Source organism: Burkholderia sp. Bp9140 (genome assembly GCF_003853425.1).
Lineage (GTDB): Bacteria > Pseudomonadota > Gammaproteobacteria > Burkholderiales > Burkholderiaceae > Burkholderia.
Genome location: NZ_QTPQ01000003.1, coordinates 183,119 through 207,398 on the forward strand (window position 1 = coordinate 183,119; position 24,280 = coordinate 207,398).

Genomic DNA, 24,280 nt, shown 5'->3' on the forward strand with positions numbered 1-24,280 from the left:
CAACGGGTGCCGTCGACCGAACTCGCTTTCGCTCATGTCGATAGCGGGCAGGCAGGCGCGAAATGACGGGGATCCGGTCACACCGGCATCGGACTTCCGCGGCGCAAGCAACCCGCAGGCAGAAGCACGGCGAACCGCATCTTCCTGTCGATGAGCACCACCCGGTCGATTCGCAGTCCGACATGAACGGCACGCGGCTCACGACCGGTGCGGTCGGCCGCATCGCGCCCGCGAGTCCAGCCCCCGCCCATTACCCGTTCAGCCGCGGTCCGCAAGACGCGTTAGACTGTTTCGATGGAACAATGCCGTTATTGCCAGAGAATCCGCGATGAATGGGATTGCCACGGGGACGAATGCCGCCGGGCAATCGCGAAGGCACTGCGCCGGCAGCGCGCGGGCCTGCCGATGGTGCCCGATCGCATCCGCAACGAGCTGCCGTCCGGCGCCCCGACCCAGCAGGTGATCGCGGTCCTGTCGCGCCAGCGCCTGCGGGCGCGCCGCGGCAACGAGGAACGCCGCGAGCGCAAGGAGATCGACGACGCCGACGGCGTCTGATCCGGCAAGCCCCGATCCCGCCCCACGTGCCGGCACCACGCCGCCGGGCGCTCGCCCGTGCGCGGCGCCGCGCCGCTCCCCCCGATTGCAATTCCCGCCACGTACGATGGGGCCGGATCCAATTTATCTTGAAATTATTGCCTCGGATGCAATGATCTTTCGCTGGAATCCACGTTTACCCTGGATCCAGCGACGCCTACGATGTAATCAATCGCTTACGACATGGTGTCGGCAGCGAAGTCAATAGAACATCGGAGGTCATCATGAAGTCGCTCGTTTCCGCAGTCGTCGCCGCTGTCGCCCTGTCCGCTTCGTTCGGCGCATTCGCTCAAAGCACCGTGACCCGCGCACAAGTGCGCGACGAACTCGTCCAGCTCGAAAACGCCGGCTACAAGCCGAGCCGGTCGAGCCCGTACTACCCGGCCGACATCCAGGCCGCGCAAGCGCGCGTGCACGCCGCCGACAACAGCGGCTACGGCGCACAACCGGCCCCGGTCGTCCAGGGCGGCGCCCCGGCAGTCAAAGTGCGGAACGCGCGGGACTCGGTCTACTTCGGCCACTAAGCCCGCCGCTGCGCGCGTCGCGCGCAGTCCGCCGCAAGATGCGACGAGCCTGTCCCGCGACGGGCTCGTCGCGTTTGTGCCGCCCGCACGGCCGGCCGTCAGCGGCTGCCTCCCGCCGCCACGCGGCCCGCGGCATCCGGGCAGACGCCGCCGCCACCGCCGAGCAATTCCTGATAACGCACGCACGCGCACTGCGCGGACGCCTTCGACGCATACATCGCCGCGTCGGCCTTCACCAGCAGTTCCTCGGCCGACGCGCCGTCGGCCGGATATTCGCTGACGCCGATGCTCGCGCCCACGGCCAGGCGCCGGTCGCCGAACTCCAGTTCCTCGGCCATCACGATCTGGATACGCGACGCGATATCGCCGATCACCGCCGGCGATCGCACGTCCGAAATCAGCACGATGAATTCGTCGCCGCCGAGCCGCGCGGCCATGTCGCCGCCGCGCAGCACCTGGCTCAGCCGTTTCGCGACCGCGACGAGCGTGCGATCGCCCGCAGCGTGCCCGTGCTGGTCGTTGATCTGCTTGAAGCGATCGAGATCGACGAACATCACCGCCAGCCCCTCGCGCACGGCGGCCGCATGCCGGATCGCAGCTTCGAGATGCTCCATGAACAACAGGCGGTTCGGCAGTCCGGTCAGCGGATCGTGACCGGCGAGGTGCGTGAGCTCCAGCTGCTTCGCGCGCAGCATCGCGACCTGCGTGCGGATCTCGACCCGCATGCTGTCGAAACAGCGCGCCAGCACGCCGATCTCGTCGGCCCGTGCAACGGGCAGCCGTTCGGCGACCGGATCGTCGAACACGTGGGTCGCCGCACGCGCGAGCATCTGCAGCGGCCGCGTGATCGCGCGTGCAAACAGGATCGCGAGAATCACCGCGGCCAGGCTCATCAGGAACACCATCCGGATGATCCGTTCACCGAGCATCCCGGCCGGCGTCAGCACGTCCGTGAGCGGACGCGCCATGCCCAGCACGACGAAGCGGTTGCCCTCGCTGTTGCCGAACGGCGTGCGCACGAACGCGACCATCTGGCCCGGCGCATTGCCGGTCGCGGCGAGACCGTCGAGCGTCACGTTCGTCCTCGTACCGGCGAACAGCAGCCGCGTGTCGGGAAAGGTGTCCTGCATCAGCACGCGCCGTCCGCGATCGAAGCCGAACGTTTGCGACGGATCGGGATGCACGATGAAATCGCCCCACTCGTTCGCGAGATAGACCGCGTAGTCTTGCGGCAGATCGCGCTCAAGCCGATCGAACACCCGCGACAGTTCGATGTCGACGATCAGTGCGCCGACGACCTGGCCGGCCGTGTCGACGACCGGCGTGCCCACGCGCAGGATCGGCAGATCTTCGGCCGCGTGCGAACCGGTCTCGTGATTGATCACGATCGGCGACAGGTAGATATGGCCGGGGGCCGTCGCGAGCGTATCGAATACATAGGAAAACTGCCCTTTCTCCTGGAACGCACTCTCCGGCAGCACGACGATGCCGCGCGCGTCGCGATCGACACGGATCCGCTCGATCCCGAAATTGTCGCGCGCGATCAGCCTGATCTGCAGGTACTCGGGGTGATTCCTCATGAAGCTGCAATACACCTGCTCGAGCCGCGTGCGCGGCGCGCGATCGGCGCCGTCGCTGTCCGCGACGAGCGCCGACGACGGCAATTGCGCGAGCACGAGCGCATCGTCGGCCACGTCGGACAGTGCGCTCGTGAAGCGCTGTCCGAGCAATTGCGTCGACATCAGCAGGCTGTGCTGCGCTTCCTGCACGAGCATCGTCCGGTTCGCACGGTAGGCGTAGTAGCCGGTCGTGCCGGACGCAATCACGCCGATGCACGCGAACAGCACCGACAGCTTCGACGTGAGCCCGAGCCGGATCATTTTTCGAACCGCTCCGGCCGGTCGCCCGACACGATGCGGCTCCACAGCGACTCGCGCCGCGCGATGTCCTCGACCGGCTGGATCCAGACGAGGTGCTGGTGGCCGGTCTCGATGCCGGGTGGCGGGGCGAGCGTATTCGCGAGCCCCTGGCGCTCGGTCAGCAGCGTGCCGATCGCCGGTTCGAGCATGTAGTTGATCCATGCGAACGCGAGCGCGCGATGCTCCGAGCCGCGCGTGACGCCCCAGCAGTCGAGCCACGCGAGCGCACCTTCTTCCGGAATCACGTAGCCGACATCCGCCCCGGCGCGACGCAGCTGTTCGACCTGCTGCGTGCCGTAGTTGCCGAACATCAGCGCCGCGCGATGCTGGACGAACAGCGCGGTCGCTTCTTCCGGAAGCGTGTAGTAGGTGAGCAGGTTGCGGCGCAGGTCGACCAGCTTGTGCGCGACGGCGAGCGTCTGCGCGGGCGACAGGTGAAACGGATCGGGATAGCGGAGCGCAAGCGCGGTGAACGAAAAATTATGCTGTGCGCTGTTGAAGTCGAGCACCTTGCCGCGGTAGCGCGGATTCCAGAGCTCGAGCATCGAGCGCGGCGCGGACGGCACCTGCTTGCGATCGTAGATCAGTCCCATGGACGAATACGTGAACGGAATCGCGTAGGTCGAGCCGTTGCGCACGAGCCCGCCGATCGTCGCGAGCTGCTGGAAATTCGGCAGTTGCCGCCGGCGGTTCGGGATCTGCGCCAGGTCGATCGGCGTAAGCAGGTCTTCGCGTGCATAGCGCTGGATCTCGGCCGTGTTGGCCGCGAGCACGTCGTACGGCGGCGGCGACGCGCTGTGCAACCGCGTCCACAACGCTTCGTCGGAATCGACGAACGTCACTTCGACGCGCACATGGAATTGCGTCTCAAATGCATTGACGACATCGTTGTCCGCATAGCCGGGCCACGCGAGCACACGCAGCACGGTGTCACCGACGGTTTCGGGAGAAGCGGCGAATGCCGGCAGGACGAGCGCGCTCAGCGTCAGCAGGGCGAGCAAGCGCCGCGCAGCACGATGCCCACGCCTGCGCGCGCCAATTCCCCATATGAATGGGACCCCGTACGAATGGCCCGACTGCATTGACCGTCCTTTTTCGCGTCGACGCGTTATCGTGCAACGACACCATAAAAAACAATGCCATGCAATCGGAATTCGCCGTACATGACCGTGCATCCGAATGGCGACAAGGCTCGCACGGATGCGCTCACATGTCGTTGCGGGCACAGGAGATCGTCAGCGCGGACCGGCAATGATCAGGCAAAAGCACATTGTCACGCGTTTGCCATTTGCTTTCAGCGCCACGCTTGCGTGAATTCCGCGATCACGCGCGACAAATGCGCACGCATCGCATCGCGTGCGCCGTTCGCATCGTGCGCCATGATCGCCGCGAAGATCCGCTGATGATCCTCCTGCGAGGCCTTGCGCAGCGCGCTCGAGTGAAAGTGTTCCTCGATCTTGTCCCACAGCGGATCGCCGCGCGCACAGTCCCACATCGCCGTGATCATGTGCAGCAGCACCGCGTTGCCGGTCGATTCCGCAATCCGCAGATGAAACTGGCGATCGGCCGTGTCGTACGCGGTCTTGTCGTTCATCTGCTCACGCATGGTCGTCAGCGCGAGGAACAGCCGGTCGAGATCGGCGTCCTTGCGTTCGGTCGCCGCGAGCGCCGCGACTTCCGCCTCGATCGGCCCGCGCGCGCGCAACGTCTCGATCGGCCCCGGGCCGCGCGGCACTTCGAACGTCACCGGACGCGCGGCGTCGGCAGCCGACACGTAGATGCCCGAGCCGACCCGCACCTCGACGATCCCCTGCACCTCGAGCGCGTTGATCGCCTCGCGCACCTGCGTGCGGCTCACGCCGAACGGGTCGGCCAGGCTGCGCTCCGACGGCAGCCGCGCGCCGGCTTCGAACGCACCGGCCGCCACCATCGCGTGAATGTCCCGCGCAAGGCCGATATAGGAGCGGTCCGCGGCTTCGGCATCGCGGTGGGCGGGCAGGCTGGAAAGATCGGTCATCGAAAGGCTCGCAACAGGCTCGCCTGCATCTTCATCATGACGTTCACCGGCGTGATGCTGTCGATCACGAAGGGCTCGTTCGTCGTGCCGCTCGCCGTCGCCGGTGCGCTGTGCGTGGTCGGCGCGCTGTCGTACCTGTTCGTCGTCGGCAAGGTCGAGCCGCTGCCGCCGCTGCGCGACGGCGCGAACGGCCGCAACGCGGAGCCGAACGCGGCCTGACGCAGCGCAAGCATCGGCGGCGCCGGGACAGCGCGACGCGCCGCGGCCGTCGCGCTTTCCTTTTCGGGCTGCTCGTCGGACAATGCGCCTGAGCCGCGCCCGCCGGCACGGCGCCGCACCGGCCCCGCGCGCGGCGGCCACGTGCGCCCGTCCGCACCGATGAAACGCTACGAAACCCTCGCCCACACGATCGCCGACGAAATCCGCCACGGCAACCTCGCGGTCGGCACGCGCCTGCCGTCGCTTCGGCAGATCATCGCGCAGCATGGCGTGAGCCAGTCGACGGTGTTTCGCGCGTACTACCTGCTCGAACAGTGGGGGCTGATCCGCGCACGCGAACGCTCCGGCTATTACGTCGCGCCGGGCGCGGGCCCGGCGGCGAACCCGCCCGTGAAACGCCGCGCGAGCCGCGCCGGCGAGACGCGCAAGGTCGATATCAGCGATCTCGTGTTCTCGGTGCTCGACGCCGCGACGCAGCCCGGCATCGTGCCGCTCGGCTCCGCCTTCCCGTCGCCGCAGCTGTTTCCGCTGCCGCGCCTCGCGAAGTCGCTCGCGCAGGCGACGCGGCTCGTCAGCCCGTGGAGCACGGTCGTCGACCTGCCGCCCGGCAACGAGGCGCTACGCCAGCAGATCGCACGGCGCTATCTGGCGACCGGCATCGCCCAGCCCGTCGAAGATATCGTCGTTACGAACGACGCGCTCGAAGCACTCAACCTGTGCCTGATGGCGGTTACGCGGCCCGGCGACGTCGTGGCGGTCGAATCGCCCGGCTTCTATGCGGCGCTGCAGGCGATCGAGCGGCTCGACCTGCGCGCGGTCGAGATTCCCGTCGATCCGCGCACGGGCCTCGATCTCGATGCGCTCGCGAACGCGCTCGACCGGCACGACATCCGCGCGTGCTGGTTCATGACCAATTTCCAGAACCCGACCGGCGTCACGCTGCCGGTCGACAAGAAGCGCGCGCTCGTGGAGATGCTTGCCGCGCGCGAGGTGCCGCTGATCGAGGACGACGTGTACGGCGAGCTGCATTTCGGCCCCGACTACCCGCTGCCCGCGCGCGCCTTCGACCGGCACGGCCTCGTGATGCATTGCAGTTCGTTCTCGAAGACGCTTGCGCCCGGCTACCGGATCGGCTGGGCCGCCGCCGGCCGTTTCGCGGAAAAGGTGCAGCGGCTCAAGCTGATGACCACGCTGTCGGCAAGCATTCCCGCGCAGGCAGGCATCGCGAACTATCTGGAGCATGGCGGCTACGATCGTCACCTGCGCAAGCTGCGCGGCGCGCTGCAGACGCAGCTCGCCCGCATGGACGACGCGCTGCGGCGCTGGCTGCCGCCCGGCGCGGAGTGGGTGCGGCCGGACGGCGGGTATTTCCTGTGGCTGTCGTTTCCCGATGCGATCGACGCGATGGAGCTGCATCGCCGGGCGATCGCGCGCGGCATCAGCTTCGCGCCAGGGCCGCTGTTCTCGGCCGCGCACGGCTTCGAGCGCTGCGTGCGCGTGAACTTCGGCCATCCGTGGAGCCGCGACATCGAACGCGCGATCCGCGTGCTCGGCGAGCTGGTCGCGGAGCCGACGGTACGCAAGGCCGGTTGAGCCGCACGCCGGCCGACGCCGTGCAGCCGACGCGCACACGGGTTACAGTGCAAGCCCCTTCGCTCCTTCGCACGCCCCCCCATCTCATGAGCGCATTGCCCTACCTCGATCACGCCGCGCTGCTGAAGCGCGCGGCCGAAGCCGCCGGCGTCACGCAGCCGTGCACCTGCACGAAGGCTCCGCTTGCCGGCTGGACGAGCCTGCCGCTGTCGCTGCAGGGCACGCAGCTCGCCGAAGTGGCGACGCTCGCGCCGCCCGACGACCGCGAGCCGACCTACGACGAATACCATCCGGCCGGCACGCGCTACGGGTCCGACGACGCGCCGATCGCGCCGCGCCACTTTCCGTACAACCGCTGCAACATCAGCCGCTGCGTGTCGTGCGGCCGCCTGTTCCTGCGCTACCAGGAAGGCGGCGGCTACTTCGTCGACCAGCGCATCCGCGCACTCGATCCGGCGTTGATCGTCGACGCACAAGCACAAGCCTGAGCCTGACGCGGGCATGCGCGGCGCATGCCCGGCGTTCACCGGCGCGCTACCGATCTGCTGCGCCCTTTTCGTTCCGATCTGCTGCTTGTCCCGCCGCCCCGCGTTCCCTACGCTGTCTCCGGTTGCCCGACACCCGTCGCAACGTCCCCTCCCGAGCGGCGCGCCTTCCCGCGCCGCCGCTCCTCTCGCGTATCACGTCATGTACCGATATACCGATTTCGACCGGGCGCTCGTGCACAGCCGCGCCGCCCAGTTCCGCGACCAGCTCGAACGCTGGCAGCACGGCTCGCTGAGCGAGGACGCGTTCCGCCCGTTGCGCCTGCAGAACGGCTGGTACGTGCAGCGCCATGCGCCGATGCTGCGTGTCGCCGTGCCGTACGGCGAACTGTCGAGCGCGCAACTGCGCGTGCTCGCGCGGATCGCGCGCGACTACGACGTGCCCGACGACGCCACCTATCGCGCCGCCTGCGACGCGCAGGCGCTGCTCGGCACGCTGCGCCTGCCGACCCGCAACGCGCACTTCACGACGCGCACCAACGTGCAGTTCAACTGGATTCCGCTCGCGAAGGCGGCCGACGTGATGGACCTGCTCGCGACCGTCGACATGCACGGGATCCAGACGAGCGGCAACTGCATCCGCAACATTTCGTGCGACGAGCGCGCGGGCGTCGCGCCGGACGAGATCGCCGATCCGCGCCCGTTCGCCGAAGTGATGCGCCAGTGGACGACGCTGCATCCGGAGTTCGCGTTCCTGCCGCGCAAGTTCAAGATCGCGATCACCGGCGCGGCCGAGGACCGTGCGGCGACCGACTGGCACGACGTCGGGCTGAGGCTCGTGCGCAACGACGCTGGCGAACTCGGCTTTCGCGTGAGCGCCGGCGGCGGCATGGGCCGCACGCCGCTGATCGCGACGCTGCTGCGCGCGTTCCTGCCGTGGCGGCACGTGATGAACTACATCGAGGCGATCGTGCGCGTGTACAACCGCTACGGGCGGCGCGACAACAAGTACAAGGCGCGCATCAAGATCCTCGTGAAGAGCGAGGGACAGCGCTATATCGACGACGTCGAGGAAGAGTTCCGCCAGATCGTCGAGCACGACGGCGGCCCGCACACGATCCCGCAGGCCGAGTTCGACCGCATCGCGGCATCGTTCGTGCCGCCGCATCTCACGCCGCGCGCGCTCGACCTGCAGGAAGCCGAAGCGCGCATGGCCGCGCACGCCAATCGCCACCCGGCCTTCGCGCGCTGGCTCGCGCGCAACGCCGCCGCGCACCGCGATCGCACGCTGCGCATCGTCACGCTGTCGTTCAAGCGCCGCCTGCAGGCGCCCGGCGACGCGTCGCCCGAGCAGCTCGACGCGCTCGCCGAGCTCGCCGACCGCTTCTCGGCCGGCGAGGCACGCGTCACGCATGCGCAGAACGTGGTGCTGCCGTGGGTGCACGTCGACGACCTGTTCCTGCTGTGGGAACACGCGCGCGCCGTCGGTCTTGCCAGCGCGAACGTCGGACTCCTGACCGACATGATCGCATGCCCGGGCGGCGACTTCTGCGCGCTCGCGAACGCGCGCTCGATCCCGATCGCCGACGCGATCGCCGAGCGGTTCCAGGATCTGGACATGCTGCACGACGTCGGCGACATCGACCTGCACATCAGCGGCTGCATCAACTCGTGCGGCCACCATCACAGCGGGCACATCGGCATCCTCGGCGTCGACAAGGACGGCGCGGAGTGGTACCAGGTGACGCTCGGCGGCTCGGACGGTTCGAGTGCGAGCGGCCCGGCGCGACCGGGCAAGGTAATCGGCCCGTCGTTCTCGGCGGACGAGATCGTCGATGTCGTGGACGCGCTCGTCAACGCGTATCTCGACGCGCGGCTCGACGCCGACGGCCGCAGCGAACGATTCATCGACACGGTGCGCCGCATCGGCGCCGAGCCCTTCAAGGCGGCGGCAAACGACGCACGTCACCAGGCGGAGCACGTATGAAACCGACCGACGAAAACGCTCACGCGAGCGCGAACGCACGCATCCGGCTGCTGACGCCGGCCGCACACGCCGACGATACGAACGCGCCCGACACCGCGACGCTCACGATCCTGACGATCGCCAACGACGAGGAACTGCCGCCGCTCGCCGCACGAATCGCGCAGGCCGCGCGCATCGACCTGCATTTCCCGTCCTTCACCGACGGCCGCGCATACAGCCAGGCGTACCTTCTGCGCAAGCGCTTCGGCTTCGCCGGCGACCTGCGCGCGACGGGCGACGTGCTGATCGACCAGTTGCTGCTGATGGAACGCACGGGGTTTTCGAGCGCGGTGCTCGGCGCCGATGCGGACGTCGCGGCCGCCCGCCGGCAGCTCGACCGGTTTCCCGGCTTTTACCAGCGCGATGCGAGAACCGCACCGCCGCGGCAGGACGCCGCGATGCTGGCGGAGAAATGAAGGCGGGCGGCCCGCAGGCCGCCCGTCCGATCAACCGCGAGCACCGCGCCCGCCGCGCAGCGGGCGCCGGCGTTCAGCGCGCCGCGACCGGCTTGCCGAACCCGCCGAGGATCTTCTTCTCGAGCGCGATGTAGTCGTGGCCGAAGTGGTGGTCGCCCCCCGTCTTGATCACGTCGGCGCCGGTATTCACGAGCGCGGGACACATCGTGTCCTGCTCTTGCGCACCGTAGAAGCACTGCACGAGCCGCGGCGGCACCTTCGCGATTTCCGGCGCGACCTTCATCGCCTGGTCGCTCGCCGGCATCCCGAGCCAGCCCGTCACGCGGATCTGGAAATCCGCCGCCGGCGCGAAGCCGAGCAGCGACATCACCGAGACCTTGTCGCGCAGGTCGGCCGGCAGCCGGTTGTACGCGAACGGCATCACGTCCGCGCCGAACGAATAGCCGACCAGCGCCACGCGATTCGCATGCCAGCGCGCCAGGTACGTGCGCATCACGCGCGCCAGGTCGCGGCTCACCTGCGCGGGCGGCTTCTCGCTCCAGAAGTAGCGCAGGCTGTCGATGCCGACCACCGACACGCCGTCGCGCTGCAGCGCCTCGGCGATCGTCTTGTCGAGATCGCGCCAGCCGCCGTCGCCCGAGATCACGATCGCGAGGCGGTCGCTGCCGCCCTTGGCCGGCAGTTCGACGAGCGGCAGGTCCGACACGTCGAGCTCGTCGCTGCTGGTGGTGTCGTGCAGGTGCGACGTGACGAGCGACACGAGCTTCGCGGTGTTGCCTGCCGCGGCCGTTTCGACGAAACCCGGCATCGCGCGACGCACGATCGTCGGATCGGGCGGGCACGGCTTGAAGCGCGCGTCGAGCTTCGCGGCCGGCTCGACCGACACCACGCCCGCGATGGTGCTCTCCGGCGCCATCGACAGGATCTGCTTCGCGATCGCGCCGCCCTGGCCCACGCCCGCGACGATCGGCGTGTAGTAGCGCGCCGATTGCGCGAGGCGTTCGAGCTGGTGGCTGACGGCCTCGGCGTCGCCGTCGAGGTGGTGACAGGTTTCCTGCTTCGCGGCGAGGTTCGCCGCATAGCGCTCCGAATCCACACCGACGGTCATCGCGCCCGCTTTCGCGAGTGCGTCGGCCGCCTGCTGGTCGGCGGCACCCCAGCCGCGCTCACGCGAGAACAGCACGACGAAGCCGCGCAGCGGGCCGCTCGGCTTCGTCACGGTCACGGGGCCGTAACGGCCGCCCGACACGGTTTCCGGTTTCGCCGCCGCCGGCTGGGCCGCGAGCGCGGCGCCGGCCAGCATCATTCCCGCGCAAGCGACTGCCGCCTGTGCGATACCCTTCTTCAACATCATGAACGCCGACCTCCAGCCAGCAGGGACAGATCCGCGAGCGTGACGAACACGCCGACCGAGCCCGAGGCCGCGAGATAGCGCGGCTCCCAGTGCGGCTCGAACTTGCTCTTGAATGCACGCAAGCCACGGAAGTTGTAGAAGCGGCCGCCGAAGCGCCAGACCATCAGTCCGAACCGGTGCCACGGCGACGGCATCTTCGCCGCCCCCATCCCCGAGAACGGCGCGATGCCCAGGCTGAGCTTGCGGAACCCCGCTTCCTTCAGATGCAGCGCGAGCTGCGTAAACAGATATTCCATCGCATACGGCGACGCGTCCGGCAGATGGCGCATCACGCCGACGGTCGCCTCGGTGTTGAGATCGGTCGTCATGAACGTGACGAAGGCGATCGGCTTGTCGGCCTGGCGCACCAGCATCACCGACTGCGTCGCGAGATAGCCGTCGTGGAACGCGGCCACCGAGAAGCTCTTCTCGCGCGCGTCGCGGCTGTCGAGCCAGCCGTCGGAGATGTCGCGCAGCGACGGCAGCGCGGCCGGCACGTCGGGCGGTGCGATCACCTCGACCGTCAGCGCGTCCTTGTCGCCGCGGCGCAGCGCATAGCGCAGGTGCGACCGGTTCGAACCCTTCAGGTCGAACCGGTCGAGCGCGATATGCGCTTCCTCGCCGAGCTTCATCAGCGTGAGCCCCGCGTCGAGATACAGCGGCAGCGCGTTCGCGCGCACCTGGTAGAACGCCGCGCGGCCGCTGTGCGCGTGCGCCAGCGCGATGAACTTGCCGATCAGCGCCGGCCATTCCTCACGCGGGCCGACCGGATCGTGCAGCGCGGCCCACGTGCGGCCGTGTTTCGCGTACATCAGGAACGCGCGGCGCGACTCGGAGAACAGGAACGACTTGTCGCCCATCAGCGCGAGGCCCGCATCGCTGCATTCCTGCGCGCGGATGATTTGCTCCGCATCGAGCAGATCCTGCGCGACCGGCGTCACGAAACGGCCGGGCGCCGGGCGCAGCAGTTGCCACAGCGCGAACAGCGCGACGAACACGCCGGCCGCCAGCGTCGCGCGCAGCGCCCGCGGCGCACGCTCGTCGAACGCGAAATGCGACCACAGATCGCGCGTGTACGGCACGTCGCGGAACGCGAAGCACAGCACCCACACGGCGAGCACGAGCACCATCGTCACCGACACGAACCAGCTCACCGTGAAGCGCTCGGCGAGCAGCGACGAGTGACGGTTGAAGCGGCGTCGGCTGACGAGCAGCAGCACCAGCAGCGTGCCGAGCACGCCGGCCTCGACGAATGCGAGCCCCTTCGCGAGCGACAGCGCGAGGCTCGCGAGCGTCAGCGCGAAGGTCATCCACCATGCGCCGTCGAGGCGGCGCAGCAGCCCGCGCGCGACGAACAGCAGGGCGACGCCCAGTACGCTGCAGATCACCTGCGAGCCTTCGAGCACCCACAGCGGGACGATGCCGCGCAGGATCGCGATCCGGTGCCAGAACGCGGGCGTCGCGCTCGAGATCACCAGCATCCCGCCGACCGCAAAGGTCACGAGGCTCAGGAACAGCGGCGCCAGTTGCGACACGCGCGCGGCCTGCCGCGACACGAGCCGGCGCCGCAGCGCGCGGCCCTCGAAGCTGGCCAGCAGGCCGGCCGACAGCACGAGCGGCACGCCGAAGTAGATCGCGCGGTAGGCGATCAGCGCGGCGACCATCGCATGCGCGGGCACGTCGCGGCCCAGCGTGAAGACCATCGCGGCCTCGAACACGCCGATCCCGCCCGGTGTATGGCCGATCATCCCGAGCAGCAGCGCGGCCGCATACACGGTGATGAAGGTCGGGAAGCCGACCGGCGCAGCCGGCAGCAATACCCACAGCGTCAGGCCCGCGGCCACGACGTCGAGCACCGCGTAGGCGACCTGCGCGACGAGGTCGCGCCGCGCGGGCACGTCGAACGACAGCCATTTGAAGCGCGTGACGACCGGGCGGGCGGTGTTGCCGCACGTCATCGTCATCACGGCCAGCACCACGAGCAGCGCGGCACCGCCCCACATGAGCATGCCGGGCGCGACATGCAGCATCGCGGCGAGCGTGCGCGGCACGCAGACCATGCCGACCGCCGTCATCAGCACCAGCGCGAGCGCGAGCGTGCCGCTGGTGAATACCGTCATCCGGCCGATCTGCGCGGGCGTGACACCCGACACGCCGTACACGCGCGCACGCACCGCGCCGCCCGTCAGCGCGCCGAAGCCGGTCGCGTTGCCGAGCGCGGAGCCGGCGATCGCGCCGATCCACAGCGCGGCGCGCGGCACCCTGGCGGCGACGTAGCGCAGGCCGACCGCATCGCGGGCGACGAGCGCGAGATAGCTGAGGGCCGTCGCGGCCAGCGACGCGCCCCATTCGCCCGCGGACAGGTGGCGCAGCTGGCGGATCACCGACCGGTAGTCAACGGATTCGGACAGGTGCTGGAACACCACGATCAGCAGCAGGCCGATGCCGAGCGCGAGCAGCGGCGACAGCACGCGCTCGTTGCGGATCAGCGTCGCCACACGGGCGATCGCCGCCGCGGCACGGCCGGGCGGCCCAGGGTGGCGGGAAGACATAGATTGTTCAGTGGTGGCGCATAGCATGTCGCGGCGCGGGACGGCCGGGCGGCGACGGATCTGGTTGTTCTGCGTGAGCGGCCAGCCTAGGTCGGAGGCTGGTGGCGCCTGAATCAGAAATTACGAGTATACGGAATTTATATTACAGAATCTTTCGATCGCGCACAGGGCAGTTCGGGCGCGGCGGGCGCATCGACGAGGCATCAAATTCATGCGCAAGGTGCGCATCATACCGGGAACGGCAGGGGATTTTTCATCGGATGAATGACTGGTGATGCATTTGGGAGAAATTCTCCCGGCCCCCCGCGCGAGCGAGCGCAAAACCGCGAGCGGCACGGGATTCGGGGAATGGGGACGGATTGCGCCCCCTCACTTCGCTCGCTCGCGCGGCACGTCGCTGAATGCGCGCAGCTTCGCCGGCACGTGCGTGTGGTTCCCGTCATGGAGCGTCCTCGGCGGCAGCGTCCGGCTCGCGCGCGCGGGATCGGCGGCAACACGCCGCCAACAGCGCGGCGAGTGCCGGACGGCGCCCGCCGCGCACGCGGTCAGTACACGTCCCGCATGTAGCGGCGCGCCTTCGCGAGCCGCGCGACGTAGTCGTTCGCGGCCTCGTCCGACATCCCGCCGTGCTCGGCGACGACCGCCTTCAGCGCGGTATCAACGTCCTTGGCCATCCGCGCGGCGTCGCCGCACACGTAGAAGTGCGCGCCCTCCTCCAGCCACTTGTACAGTTCGGCGCCCTGCTCGCGCATCCGGTCCTGCACGTAGATCTTGTCGGCCTGGTCGCGCGAGAACGCGAGATCGAGCCGCGTCAGGAAGCCGCTGTCGCGCATCGCGCTCAGTTCGTCGCCGTAGTAGAAGTCGGTCTGCGCATGCTGCTCGCCGAAGAACAGCCAGTTGCGTCCGCGCGCGCCGCGCGCCTGCCGCTCGTGCAGGAAGCCGCGGAACGGCGCGACGCCGGTGCCGGGCCCCACCATCACGACCGGCACGTCGCCGTTTACCGGCGGCCGGAAATGCGCGGACTTCTGCACGAACACCGGCACCCGGCCGTCGTCCGCGCGATCGGCGAGGAACGTCGACGCGACGCCTTTGCGCGCGCGCCGGCCGTTGTGATAGCGCACGGCCGATACGGTCAGGTGGATCTCGCCCTGGTGCGCGCTCGGGCTCGACGCGATCGAATACAGGCGCGGCTGCAGCCGCTTCAGCATCCCGACCAGCTCCGTGCCCGACAGATCGACCGGAAACTCGTGCAGCACGTCCGCGAGCTGTTGCCCCCACAACCATTGCTTCAGGTCGGCCTTGCGATCGTCGCCGAGCAGCGCCTTCAGCGCGCCGTTCGCGCTGCGCGACGCGATGAACGCGAGCGTGTCGGGATGCGGGCGCGTGATGTCGAAGTGGCGCGCCAGCGCATCGCCGAGGCGCACGTCGCCGACGCCCGCGACCGACACGGGCGCGTCGGCCTTCAGCGCGGTGACCGACAGCAGCTCGTCGACCAGCTCCGGGCAGTTGGTCGGCCACACGCCGAGCGCGTCGCCGGCTTCGTATTCGAGGTTCGCGCCTTCGGTCGACAGCGACACGTAGCGCGTGTCCTTCGCGGCGCCCGGCCGATTGAGCCGCAGGTTCGCGACGAGCTTCGACGGCGCCGGATGCGCCTTGGTCGGCAGCAGCCCCGACGGGCTCAACCCGGCGGACGGCACCGCGTGCAGCGCCGCATCCGCTTCCTTGATCCGGGCGACCACGCGTTCGAGCCACTGGTCCGCATCGCGCTGGAACTCGACGTCGCAATCGACCCGCGCGCACAGTCGCGCCGCGCCGAGTTCCGCGAGCCGCGCATCGAGTCGCCGGCCATGCCCGCAGAACTGGTCGTAGTTGCGGTCGCCGAACGCGAGCACCGCGAAGTGCACGCCGTCGAGGCGCGCGGCGCTGCCGGCCTGCAGCGCATCCCAGAACTCGCTGCCGTTGTCGGGCGCATCGCCATCGCCGAACGTGCTCGTCATCAGCAGCACGTATTGCGCGCCGGCCAGCGACGCGGCCGGATAGTCGGACATGCACGCGGTGCGGATCTCGAAGCCCGCGTTCATCAGCTGCGTCGCGTAGTCCTCCGTCAGCGATTCGATGTTGCCGGTCTGCGATGCCCACAGCAGCACGACCTTCGGCCGCGTGCGCACGATCCGCACGCCGCCGGGCGCGGCGTCCTCGGCCGGCAGCGCGCGCGCCGCGGCTTCCGCCGGGTGGGCCGGCAGCGAGCGGCTGAACAGCCCCGCGAGCATCCCGTCGAGCCAGAACCGCACCGGCGGCGCGAGCGGCGCACCGGCCGGCAGCACCGGCACGCTGCCGTCGCGCCGGCCGGCGCTCGCCTTCAGCCCGCTGACGAGGCCGGCCACATACAGGCGCTCCGCATCGGAGAGCGGCGGCGGCGCGAGATCGGCCACGCCGAGCGCGGCCGCGAAAGTGTCGAGGTCTGCCATGTCGGATTCCTGTGAAGCCGTGATCTGCACCGTCGCCGGCGCGGTCCGCGCGTCGGCCGCGGACGCATCGGGTTGCGCCGTGTCATCGTCGGCGGATGCGAACGCATCCGTGTCGACGCGCGTCAACGCGACCGCGCAATATTTCAGTTCGGGCTGCTGCGATTCCGGATCGATCGCGTCGTTGGTCACCGCGTTGATGCACAGGTCGTCGCCGTACACGTCGTTCCAGTGCATCGGCGCGAAGCAGTTGCCGCGCTGCACGCGCTCGGTCACGACGGCCGGCAGCACCGCGCGGCCGCGAGCCGAACGGATCTCGACGCTGTCCTTCGTCGCGATGCCGAGGGCGCTCGCGTCGTCCGGATGCAGTTCGACGAACGGGCGCGGATTGAGCTTGTTCAGCATCGCGACCTTGCCCGTCTTCGTCATCGTGTGCCATTGATGCTGCAGCCGCCCGGTGTTCAGCACGATCGGGAACGTGCCGTCCGGCAGTTCGGCCGGCGCGACGTGCGGCCGCGCGAAGAAGCGCGCCTTGCCCGACGGCGTCGGGAACGCGATGCGCGGCGCGTCGTGCCCGTCGGCCGCCGGACGCGGCGTCTGGCTCACGCCGTCGTTCAGGTAGCGGATCGGGTGCCGCTCGCGCGCGGTGCCCGGCGCGACCGGCCATTGCACCGGGCCGTCGCGCAGCGCCGCATGGCTCGCGCCGCGCAGGTCGTAGCCGGTCGCCGGATTCGAAAAGCGCACGATCTCGTCGAACACGTCGGCCGCCGACGCGTAGTCGAACGCATCGCCGAAGCCCATCGCGCGCGCGACTTCCGCGACGATGCGCCAGTCGGGCAGCGCATCGCCGGGCGGCGCGATCGCGGCGCGCATCAGCGTCATGTTGCGCTCGGAGTTGATCATCACGCCGTCGCCCTCGGCCCACAGCGCGCCGGGCAGCAGGATGTCCGCGTAGCGGTTGGTCTCCGTATCGAGAAACGCGTCCTGCGCGATCACGAGCTCCGCTGCCTGCAGCCCCGCGATCACGTTCTGCCGGTTCGGCACGGTCGCGACCGGGTTCGTGCAGACGATCCAGCACGCCTTGATGTCGCCGGCCGCCATCCGTTCGAACAGGTCGACGGTGCCCTTGCCGGTTTCCTTGCGCAGCGTGCCGGCTGGCACGCGCCACAGGTGCTCGACGAAGCGCCGGTCGTCGTCGGACAGCACCGAACGCTGGCCCGGCAGGCCGGGGCCCATGTAGCCCATCTCGCGCCCGCCCATCGCGTTCGGCTGGCCGGTCAGCGAGAACGGCCCGCTGCCCGGGCGGCAGATCCGGCCCGTCGCGAGATGCAGGTTGCAGATCGCGTTGGTGTTCCACACGCCGTGCGTGCTCTGGTTGAGCCCCATGGTCCAGCAGCTCATCCATTCCTGCGCGTCGCCGATCCATTGCGCGGCCGTGCGGATGTCGGCTTCCGCGAGCCCCGTGATGTCAGCGACGCGCGCCGGCGTGTAGTCGGCGAGGAACGCGGGCATCGCGTCCCAGCCTTCCGTGTACGCGTCGATGAACGCGGCGTCGGTACGGCCGTTCGCGTGCAGCAGGTGCAGCAATCCGTTGGTCAGCGCGAGATCGGTGCCCGGCCGGATCTGCAGGAACAGGTCGGCCTTGTCGGCGGTGCCGGTACGGCGCGGATCGACGACGATCAGCTTCGCGCCGGCCTTCACGCGATCCATCATCCGCAGGAACAGGATCGGGTGGCAATCGGCCATGTTCGCGCCGGTCACGAAGAACAGGTTCGCGCGATCGAAGTCCTGGTACGACCCGGGCGGGCCGTCCGCGCCGAGCGACTGCTTGTAGCCGGTGCTCGCGCTCGCCATGCACAGCCGCGAGTTCGACTCGATGTTGTTGGTGCCGACGAAGCCCTTCGCGAGCTTGTTCACGAGATATTGCGCCTCGATCGACATCTGCCCCGACACGTAGAACGACAGCGCATCGGGCCCATGTGCGTCGAGCACCGCGCGCAGCCGCCGGGCGGTCTCGGCGATCGCGTCGCGGGCCGGCAGCGGCACGAGGTCGTCCTCGCGCGCGCGCCGCACGAACGCGCGGTCGAGCCGCCCGGAGCGGCGCAACGCGACGTGCGCCGACGAGCCCTTCGTGCACAGCCGCCCGAAGTTGGTCGGATGGTCGGAGTCGCCGGATACCTTGACGACTTCGTCATCCTCGACGTGCAGCACCATCCCGCAGCCGACGCCGCAGTACGGGCACACGCTCTTGACGGGGGTGGCGCTCATGCGTGCTCCGGGGCGTTCAGGCGGCGATCCACACGAAGCCGTCCTCGACCCGCGACGGATACGCGCTCACCGACTTGTCGGGCGATTCGAGGCATTCGCCGGTACGCAGGTCGAAATGCTGCTTGTAAAGCGGCGACGCGACGACGACGCGCTCGCCGAGGCTGCCGATCAGCCCGCGCGACATCACGGCCGCCTGCGACACCGGGTCGACGTTGTCGATCGCGAACACGCCGCCTTCTTCAGCGTGCGCGACGTGAAACACCGCGACCTGCTCGCCGTTGACGAGCGCGCACACGCCGGTGTTCGGCACGATGTCGTCGAGCGGGCACACACGGGTCCAGGACAGGGGAAGACGATCGTTCATGATGGGCTCCTTGGAAAAGACGCAAGTGTCGGTCGGGGTCAAACGGTGGCCGATTCGGTTGCGGGTTCGGCGACGACGGGAATCGAAACGGGCTTGCCACCCACGCGCTCGTCGGGCGTCGCGGGACGGATCTGGCCGCGCGTCTCGACGAATTCGATGGTTGCGTCCGGCGCGTCGCTGTTCACGAAGTGACGGAAGCGCTTGCGCGTTTCCGGATCGGTGACGGCCTTCTTCCATTCGCATTCGTAGGTGTCGACCACGTGCTGCATGTCGGCCTCGAGTTCGGCCGCGATCCCGAGCTTGTCGTGCACGACGACGTCGGTCAGGTAGTCGAGCCCGCCTTCGAGGTTGTCGCGCCACACGCTGGTGCGCTGCAGCCGGTCGGCCGTGCGCACGTAGAACATCAGGAAGCGGTCGATGTAGCGGATCAGCGTGTCACGGTCGAGGTCGGATGCGATCAGTTCCGCGTGGCGCGGCTTCATCCCGCCGTTGCCGCACACGTACAGGTTCCAGCCCTTCTCGGTCGCGATGATCCCGATGTCCTTGCCCTGCGCTTCCGCGCACTCGCGCGTGCAGCCCGACACGCCGAACTTGATCTTGTGCGGCGCGCGCAGGCCCTTGTAGCGGTTCTCGATGTCGATCGCGAGGCCGACCGAATCGTCGACGCCGTAGCGGCACCACGTCGAGCCGACGCACGACTTCACCGTGCGCACCGACTTGCCGTACGCATGCCCGGATTCGAAGCCGGCCGCAATCAGCTCTTCCCAGATCGACGGCAGCTGCTCGACGCGCGCGCCGAACAGGTCGACGCGCTGGCCGCCCGTGATCTTCGTGTAGAGGCCGTACTTCCGCGCAACCTGGCCGACCGCGATCAGCCCTTCCGGCGTCACCTCGCCGCCCGGCATGCGCGGCACGACCGAGTACGTGCCGTCGCGCTGGATGTTCGCGAGGTAGTAGTCGTTCGAATCCTGCAGCCCCGCATGCTCCTTCTTCAGCACGAACTCGTTGAAGCACGACGCGAGGATGCCCGCGACGGCCGGCTTGCACACGTCGCAGCCGAGCCCGCGGCCGTGCTTTTGCAGCAGTTCGTCGAACGTCGTGATGCGCTCGACGCGGATCAGGTGGAACAGCTCCTGGCGCGAATGCGGGAAGTGCTCGCACAGATGGTTGTTGACCGCGAGGCCCTGCTTCTTCATCTCGGCCTTCATGATCTGCGTGACGAGCGGCACGCAGCCGCCGCACGACGTGCCCGCGCCCGTGCACGACTTCAGTGCGCCGAGGCTCGTCGCACCGTCGGCCACCGCCGCGCAGATCTGCGACTTCGACACGTTGTTGCACGAGCAGATCTGTGCGCCCTCCGGCAGCGCGTCGACGCCGATCGCGGGCTTCGCCGCGCCGTCCGACGACGGCAGGATCAGGAATTCCGGCGACTCGGGCAGCTCGATGCGGTTCAGCATCATCTGCAGCAGCGTGCCGTATTCGGCCGCGTCGCCGACCATCACCGCGCCGTGCAGGAACTTGCCGCAGTCCGACACCACCAGTTTCTTGTAGACCTGGCGGCGCTCGTCCGCGTACTGGTAGGTGCGGCTGCCGGCCGTCGCGCCGTGCGCGTCGCCGATGCTCGCGACGTCGACGCCCATCAGCTTCAGCTTCGTGCTCATGTCGGCACCGGCGAACGCGGCCCCGGCCGCGTCGTCGAGGTCGCCGCCGAGCTGCTTCGCGACCACGCGCGCCATGTCATAGCCCGGCGCGACGAGGCCGTACACCATCCCGTTCCAGGCCGCGCATTCGCCGATCGCGTAGATGTCGGCGTCGCTCGTGCGGCACGCGTCGTCGATCGCGACGCCGCCGCGCGGGCCGATGTCCAGCCCGCACGCGCGTGCCAGTTCGTCGCGGGCGCGGATGCCGGCCGAGAACACGATCATGTCGGTGTCGAGATGCGAGCCGTCGGCGAACGCCATCCGGTGCGTGCCTTCCTCGCCGTCGACGATCTCGAGCGTGTTCTTGCCCGTATGCACGGTCACGCCGAGCGCCTCGATCTTCGCGCGCAGCATCCGGCCACCGCCGTCGTCGACCTGCACCGCCATCAGGCGCGGCGCGAACTCGACGACGTGCGTGTCGAGCCCCATGTCGCGCAGCGCCTTCGCGCATTCGAGGCCGAGCAGCCCGCCGCCGATCACCACGCCGCGCTTCGCGTGCGTGCCGCACGCCTGCATCGCTTCGAGATCCTCGATCGTCCGGTACACGAAGCAGCCCGCGCGATCGCGGCCCGGCACCGGCGGCACGAACGGACGCGAGCCCGTCGCGAGCACCAGCTTGTCGTAGGCGAGCGTTTCGCCGGACGCGAGCGTGACCGTGTGTGCGGCACGATCGATCGACGCGACCTGGGCGTTCAGCCGCAGGTCGAACCGCGGATGACGCGCGAAGAAACCGGGTTCGACGAGCGACAGATCGTCCGCCGACTTGCCCGCGAAGAATTCCGACAGGTGCACGCGGTCGTATGCCGGGCGCGGTTCCTCGCCGAGCACCGTGACCTGCAGCGCGTCCGCCGTGCCGGCTTGCGCCGCCAGGCATTCGAGGAGCTTGTGGCCGACCATCCCGTGGCCGATGACGATGAGTTTCATGATGACGTTTCCCTCGGTCGATCAGTTCGCGGCGTTGGCGGCGGCCAGCGCGCGATCGCGCAGTTCGGCCTCGCGTGCCTTGTGTTCTTCGCTGAAACGCACGGCCATTGCGCACAATGCGGTCGCGGTGACGGCGAGCCCGAGCAGGCTCAGCGTGTGCTGCACGTCGCCGACGCCCTTCAGCAGGAAGGCCGCGGCCACCGCGCCGACGTTGCCGCCCGCGCCGACGATCCCCGCGACGCCGCCGAGCGCCTTGCGGTCGATGAACGGCACGAGCGCATAGGTCGCGCCGCAGGCCATGTGCGTGAAGAGGCCGAAGGTCAGCATCGCGACCAGCGCCATGCCGATGCCTTGCGCATGCGAGAACCAGATCAGCCCGAGCCCTTCGCCGATGATCAGCGCGCACAGCAGCGCCGCGCGCACGTCGAGGCTGCGGCGTGCGGCGACCTTGTCCGACAGCCAGCCGCCGAGCGCGCGGGCGAACAGCGCGAGCAGCCCGAACAGGCCGACCGCGAAGCCGGCATCCTTCAGCGACAACTGGAAGTGATCGACGTAGTACAGCGCGGCGATGTTGTGGATGAACACCTCGACGCCGAAACACGCGCCGTACGTGACGAACAGCATCCACACGCGATAGTTGCCGCACGCCGCGAAGAAGCTCGCCCAGCCGCCCTTCTTGCCGCTGTCGACCGTCACGCCCTGCTTGCGCAGCGCGACGAAGTCGCCTTGCGGGCAGTCCTGCGTGAAGCGCCAGTACGCCCACGCCATCGCGAGCATCGCGACGCCCGGCACGATGAGTGCGATGCGCCACGACGCGTCGTCGCCGAAGCCGAGCATCAGGCCGGCGGCGACGAGCAGCGGCATCATCGCCTGCGTCGCGCCCGCGCCCGCGTTGCCCCAGCCGGCCGTCGTCGCGTTCGCGGTGCCGACCACGTTCGGCGCGAACATCACCGACGTGTGGTACTGCGTGATCACGAAGCCCGCGCCGATCGCGCCGATGCCGAGGCGGCAGATCAGGAACGACAGGTAGTCGTGCGTGAACGACACCGCGAACACGGGAAGCGCGCCGAGCAGCAGCAGGCCCGCATAGACGCGGCGCGGGCCGAAGCGGTCGCACATCGGGCCGACCAGCAGCCGCACGGCGATCGTCGCGGCCACGGCCGCGATGTTGATGTTCGCGACCTGTGCCGCGGTGAGGTGGAATTCGCGCGCGATCAGCGGCATCAGCGGTGCGCAGGCGAACCATGCGAAGAAGCACACGAAAAACGCCATCCACGTCATGTGGAACGCGCGCATCGGCGCGGTGCGGAAGCTGAAGAGATCGATACGGGTAGCTTTGTCGGTCATGTCATCCGCCAAACGAAAAACGGCATCCTGCGCAGCCGGTCTCGTCGAGAGATCCGATGCGTAGGACGCCGTTGCCCATGAAGCCCGTTGCCGGGCGCGTCAGTAATCGGTACTGCGGACGAATCGCCGTTGATCCGCCCGAACCAGCTAACGCAAGCGCCGTGCCACGTCGGCCCGCATCGCGCCGAGCGCCCCGCCACACAAGGCTCGCCGCCCGTCACACACGTCGCCGCGGTGCGCCGCGCGCGATGCGTCGGGATGCACGGAGGCACAGATGTGGTGCGCTGCAGCACTGTCGCCGTGCGACATCGCGGTGCGCGCTGGCGGGGCGGGATGCACGCCGATGCGGCATCGCGTGCGTCCTGGCCCCGCGGCTGCGGGCATGTCCGGGGCCGATGCGGCCGTCGCGCGGCGGATGCCGCAGGGTTCGCGGGTGGTTGGCCCGGATATTGCTGAATCCGGTGCACACACCGGCAACGGCGCCGGTGGGCAGTCCCCGAAGTCAGGCCCGCCATCGCAGGCGGGTGCAGCAGATCAGGACAACGATGTCCCCCCGTGCGCGGCACGGCAGGATGCCGTGGTTGCTTCGACCGCCCGCCGCCGCGCGCAACGACATGCAATCGACCGCCGCACGCACGCGGCACCAGGAACACGACATGACGACTGGCAAAGTCACGCTGCTGGGCGCCGGCCCCGGCGATCCCGATCTCCTCACGCTGAAGGCCGTGAAGGCGCTGGCGGCCGCCGACGTGCTGCTGCTCGACGATCTCGTCGCGCCCGGCATCGTCGAACTCGCGCCGCACGCGCGCGTGATCCGCGTCGGCAAGCGCGGCGGCTGCCGCTCCACGCCGCAGGCATTCATCGAGCGGCTGATGCGCCGCTACGCGCTGCGCGGCGCGCACGTCGTGCGCGTCAAGGGCGGCGATGCGCTGCTGTTCGGCCGCGCCGGCGAAGAACTCGCGACGCTGCGCGCCGCCGCGATTCCGGTGGACATCATCAACGGCATCTCGTCGGGATTCGCGGCCGCCGCGAGCCTCGGCATCTCGCTCACGCACCGCGAGCACTGCCAGGGTGTCACGTTCGTCACCGCGCACCGCCAGGATCACGGCGAGCCCGACTGGGCAGCGCTCGCGGCGACCGGCACCACGCTCGCGATCTACATGGGGATGAGCCGGGTCGACAGCATCGCGGCGGGTCTGCTCGCCGCCTTGCCCGCAGCCACGCCGGCCGCCGCCGTACAGTGGGCCGGCACGCCGCACGAACGCCGCTGGACCGGCACGCTCGGCGGTCTCGCGCGCGGCGTCGAAGCAGCGCGGCTCGGCAGCCCGGCCGTGATCCTCGTCGGCGGCGCGATCGGGGAAGCGGCCTTGCACGACGTGCCGGACGCGGGTGCCGCGTTCGAAACGACCTTGTCCCGGGCCGCGTAGCATGCGTGACACCACGCTGCAACGGCCGCCCGCCTATCATGAAAGCA

16 protein-coding genes and 2 pseudogenes are annotated in these 24,280 nt (G+C 69.2%); 8 read left to right on the top strand and 10 right to left on the bottom strand.

Annotated elements, in window-relative coordinates; all coding sequences use genetic code 11:
• The first annotated feature begins 294 nt into the window (after positions 1-294).
• Positions 295-555 (top strand): hypothetical protein, encoded by a 261-nt coding sequence (locus DIE21_RS04080; protein ID WP_006760082.1) that lies wholly within the window; start codon positions 295-297, stop codon positions 553-555.
• Between the two features lie 263 nt (positions 556-818).
• On the top strand, positions 819-1,118 hold the full coding sequence (locus tag DIE21_RS04085; RefSeq protein WP_124496272.1) for a DUF4148 domain-containing protein: 300 nt from the start codon (positions 819-821) through the stop codon (positions 1,116-1,118).
• Positions 1,119-1,216: 98 nt separating this feature from the next.
• On the opposite strand, the gene DIE21_RS04090 is transcribed toward DIE21_RS04085, so the two are convergent.
• From DIE21_RS04090 to DIE21_RS04100, 3 genes are all read right to left on the bottom strand, one after another.
• Complete coding sequence (locus tag DIE21_RS04090; RefSeq protein WP_124496274.1) at positions 1,217-2,998, bottom strand: diguanylate cyclase domain-containing protein; 1,782 nt, start codon at positions 2,996-2,998, stop codon at positions 1,217-1,219.
• Positions 2,995-4,119: an extracellular solute-binding protein gene (locus DIE21_RS04095; protein ID WP_124496276.1), complete on the bottom strand. Its 1,125-nt coding sequence runs from the start codon at positions 4,117-4,119 to the stop codon at positions 2,995-2,997. The genes DIE21_RS04090 and DIE21_RS04095 overlap by 4 nt, the downstream gene beginning before the upstream one ends.
• 212 nt (positions 4,120-4,331) lie before the next feature.
• Positions 4,332-5,054: a FadR/GntR family transcriptional regulator gene (locus DIE21_RS04100; protein ID WP_124496278.1), complete on the bottom strand. Its 723-nt coding sequence runs from the start codon at positions 5,052-5,054 to the stop codon at positions 4,332-4,334.
• Between the two features lie 18 nt (positions 5,055-5,072).
• Between DIE21_RS04100 and DIE21_RS04105 the strand changes: the two are divergent.
• The 5 genes and pseudogenes from DIE21_RS04105 to DIE21_RS04125 form a co-directional block, all read left to right on the top strand.
• Positions 5,073-5,273 (top strand): annotated as a pseudogene (locus tag DIE21_RS04105) (MFS transporter); the annotation flags it as partial.
• A 159-nt stretch (positions 5,274-5,432) separates the two neighbouring features.
• Positions 5,433-6,866, top strand: coding sequence for a PLP-dependent aminotransferase family protein (locus tag DIE21_RS04110; protein WP_124496280.1), 1,434 nt, complete (start codon positions 5,433-5,435; stop codon positions 6,864-6,866).
• A gap of 86 nt (positions 6,867-6,952) precedes the next feature.
• Positions 6,953-7,354: a hypothetical protein gene (locus tag DIE21_RS04115; protein ID WP_124496282.1), complete on the top strand. Its 402-nt coding sequence runs from the start codon at positions 6,953-6,955 to the stop codon at positions 7,352-7,354.
• A 199-nt stretch (positions 7,355-7,553) separates the two neighbouring features.
• A complete protein-coding gene (locus DIE21_RS04120) occupies positions 7,554-9,338 on the top strand; it encodes a nitrite/sulfite reductase (protein ID WP_124496284.1) in 1,785 nt (594 codons plus the stop codon).
• Positions 9,335-9,793, top strand: a complete 459-nt coding sequence (locus tag DIE21_RS04125) for a DUF934 domain-containing protein (protein ID WP_124496286.1) — start codon at positions 9,335-9,337, stop codon at positions 9,791-9,793. The genes DIE21_RS04120 and DIE21_RS04125 overlap by 4 nt, the downstream gene beginning before the upstream one ends.
• A 73-nt stretch (positions 9,794-9,866) precedes the next feature.
• Here DIE21_RS04125 and DIE21_RS04130 read toward each other — a convergent pair whose 3' ends face one another.
• The 7 genes and pseudogenes from DIE21_RS04130 to DIE21_RS04165 all read right to left on the bottom strand — a co-directional run bounded on the left by DIE21_RS04130 (position 9,867) and on the right by DIE21_RS04165 (position 22,806).
• Positions 9,867-11,147, bottom strand: a complete 1,281-nt coding sequence (locus tag DIE21_RS04130) for a virulence factor family protein (RefSeq protein WP_124496288.1) — start codon at positions 11,145-11,147, stop codon at positions 9,867-9,869.
• On the bottom strand, positions 11,144-13,738 hold the full coding sequence (gene mprF / locus DIE21_RS04135; protein ID WP_124496290.1) for a bifunctional lysylphosphatidylglycerol flippase/synthetase MprF: 2,595 nt from the start codon (positions 13,736-13,738) through the stop codon (positions 11,144-11,146). Before mprF ends, DIE21_RS04130 begins: the two co-directional genes overlap by 4 nt.
• A 369-nt stretch (positions 13,739-14,107) precedes the next feature.
• Positions 14,108-14,212 (bottom strand): annotated as a pseudogene (locus DIE21_RS37625) (LysR family transcriptional regulator); the annotation flags it as partial.
• Between the two features lie 71 nt (positions 14,213-14,283).
• Complete coding sequence (locus tag DIE21_RS04150; RefSeq protein WP_124496294.1) at positions 14,284-18,471, bottom strand: bifunctional nitrate reductase/sulfite reductase flavoprotein subunit alpha; 4,188 nt, start codon at positions 18,469-18,471, stop codon at positions 14,284-14,286.
• A gap of 16 nt (positions 18,472-18,487) precedes the next feature.
• Entirely contained in the window at positions 18,488-18,835 is a 348-nt protein-coding gene (gene nirD, locus DIE21_RS04155; protein WP_124496296.1) for a nitrite reductase small subunit NirD, read from the bottom strand.
• Between the two features lie 38 nt (positions 18,836-18,873).
• Positions 18,874-21,459, bottom strand: a complete 2,586-nt coding sequence (gene nirB, locus DIE21_RS04160; RefSeq protein WP_124496298.1) for a nitrite reductase large subunit NirB — start codon at positions 21,457-21,459, stop codon at positions 18,874-18,876.
• 21 nt (positions 21,460-21,480) lie between these two features.
• Positions 21,481-22,806, bottom strand: coding sequence for an MFS transporter (locus tag DIE21_RS04165; RefSeq protein ID WP_124496300.1), 1,326 nt, complete (start codon positions 22,804-22,806; stop codon positions 21,481-21,483).
• Positions 22,807-23,462: 656 nt separating this feature from the next.
• Between DIE21_RS04165 and cobA the strand changes: the two genes are divergently transcribed.
• Positions 23,463-24,233, top strand: coding sequence for a uroporphyrinogen-III C-methyltransferase (gene cobA / locus DIE21_RS04175; RefSeq protein WP_124496302.1), 771 nt, complete (start codon positions 23,463-23,465; stop codon positions 24,231-24,233).
• The last annotated feature ends 47 nt before the right edge of the window (positions 24,234-24,280 follow it).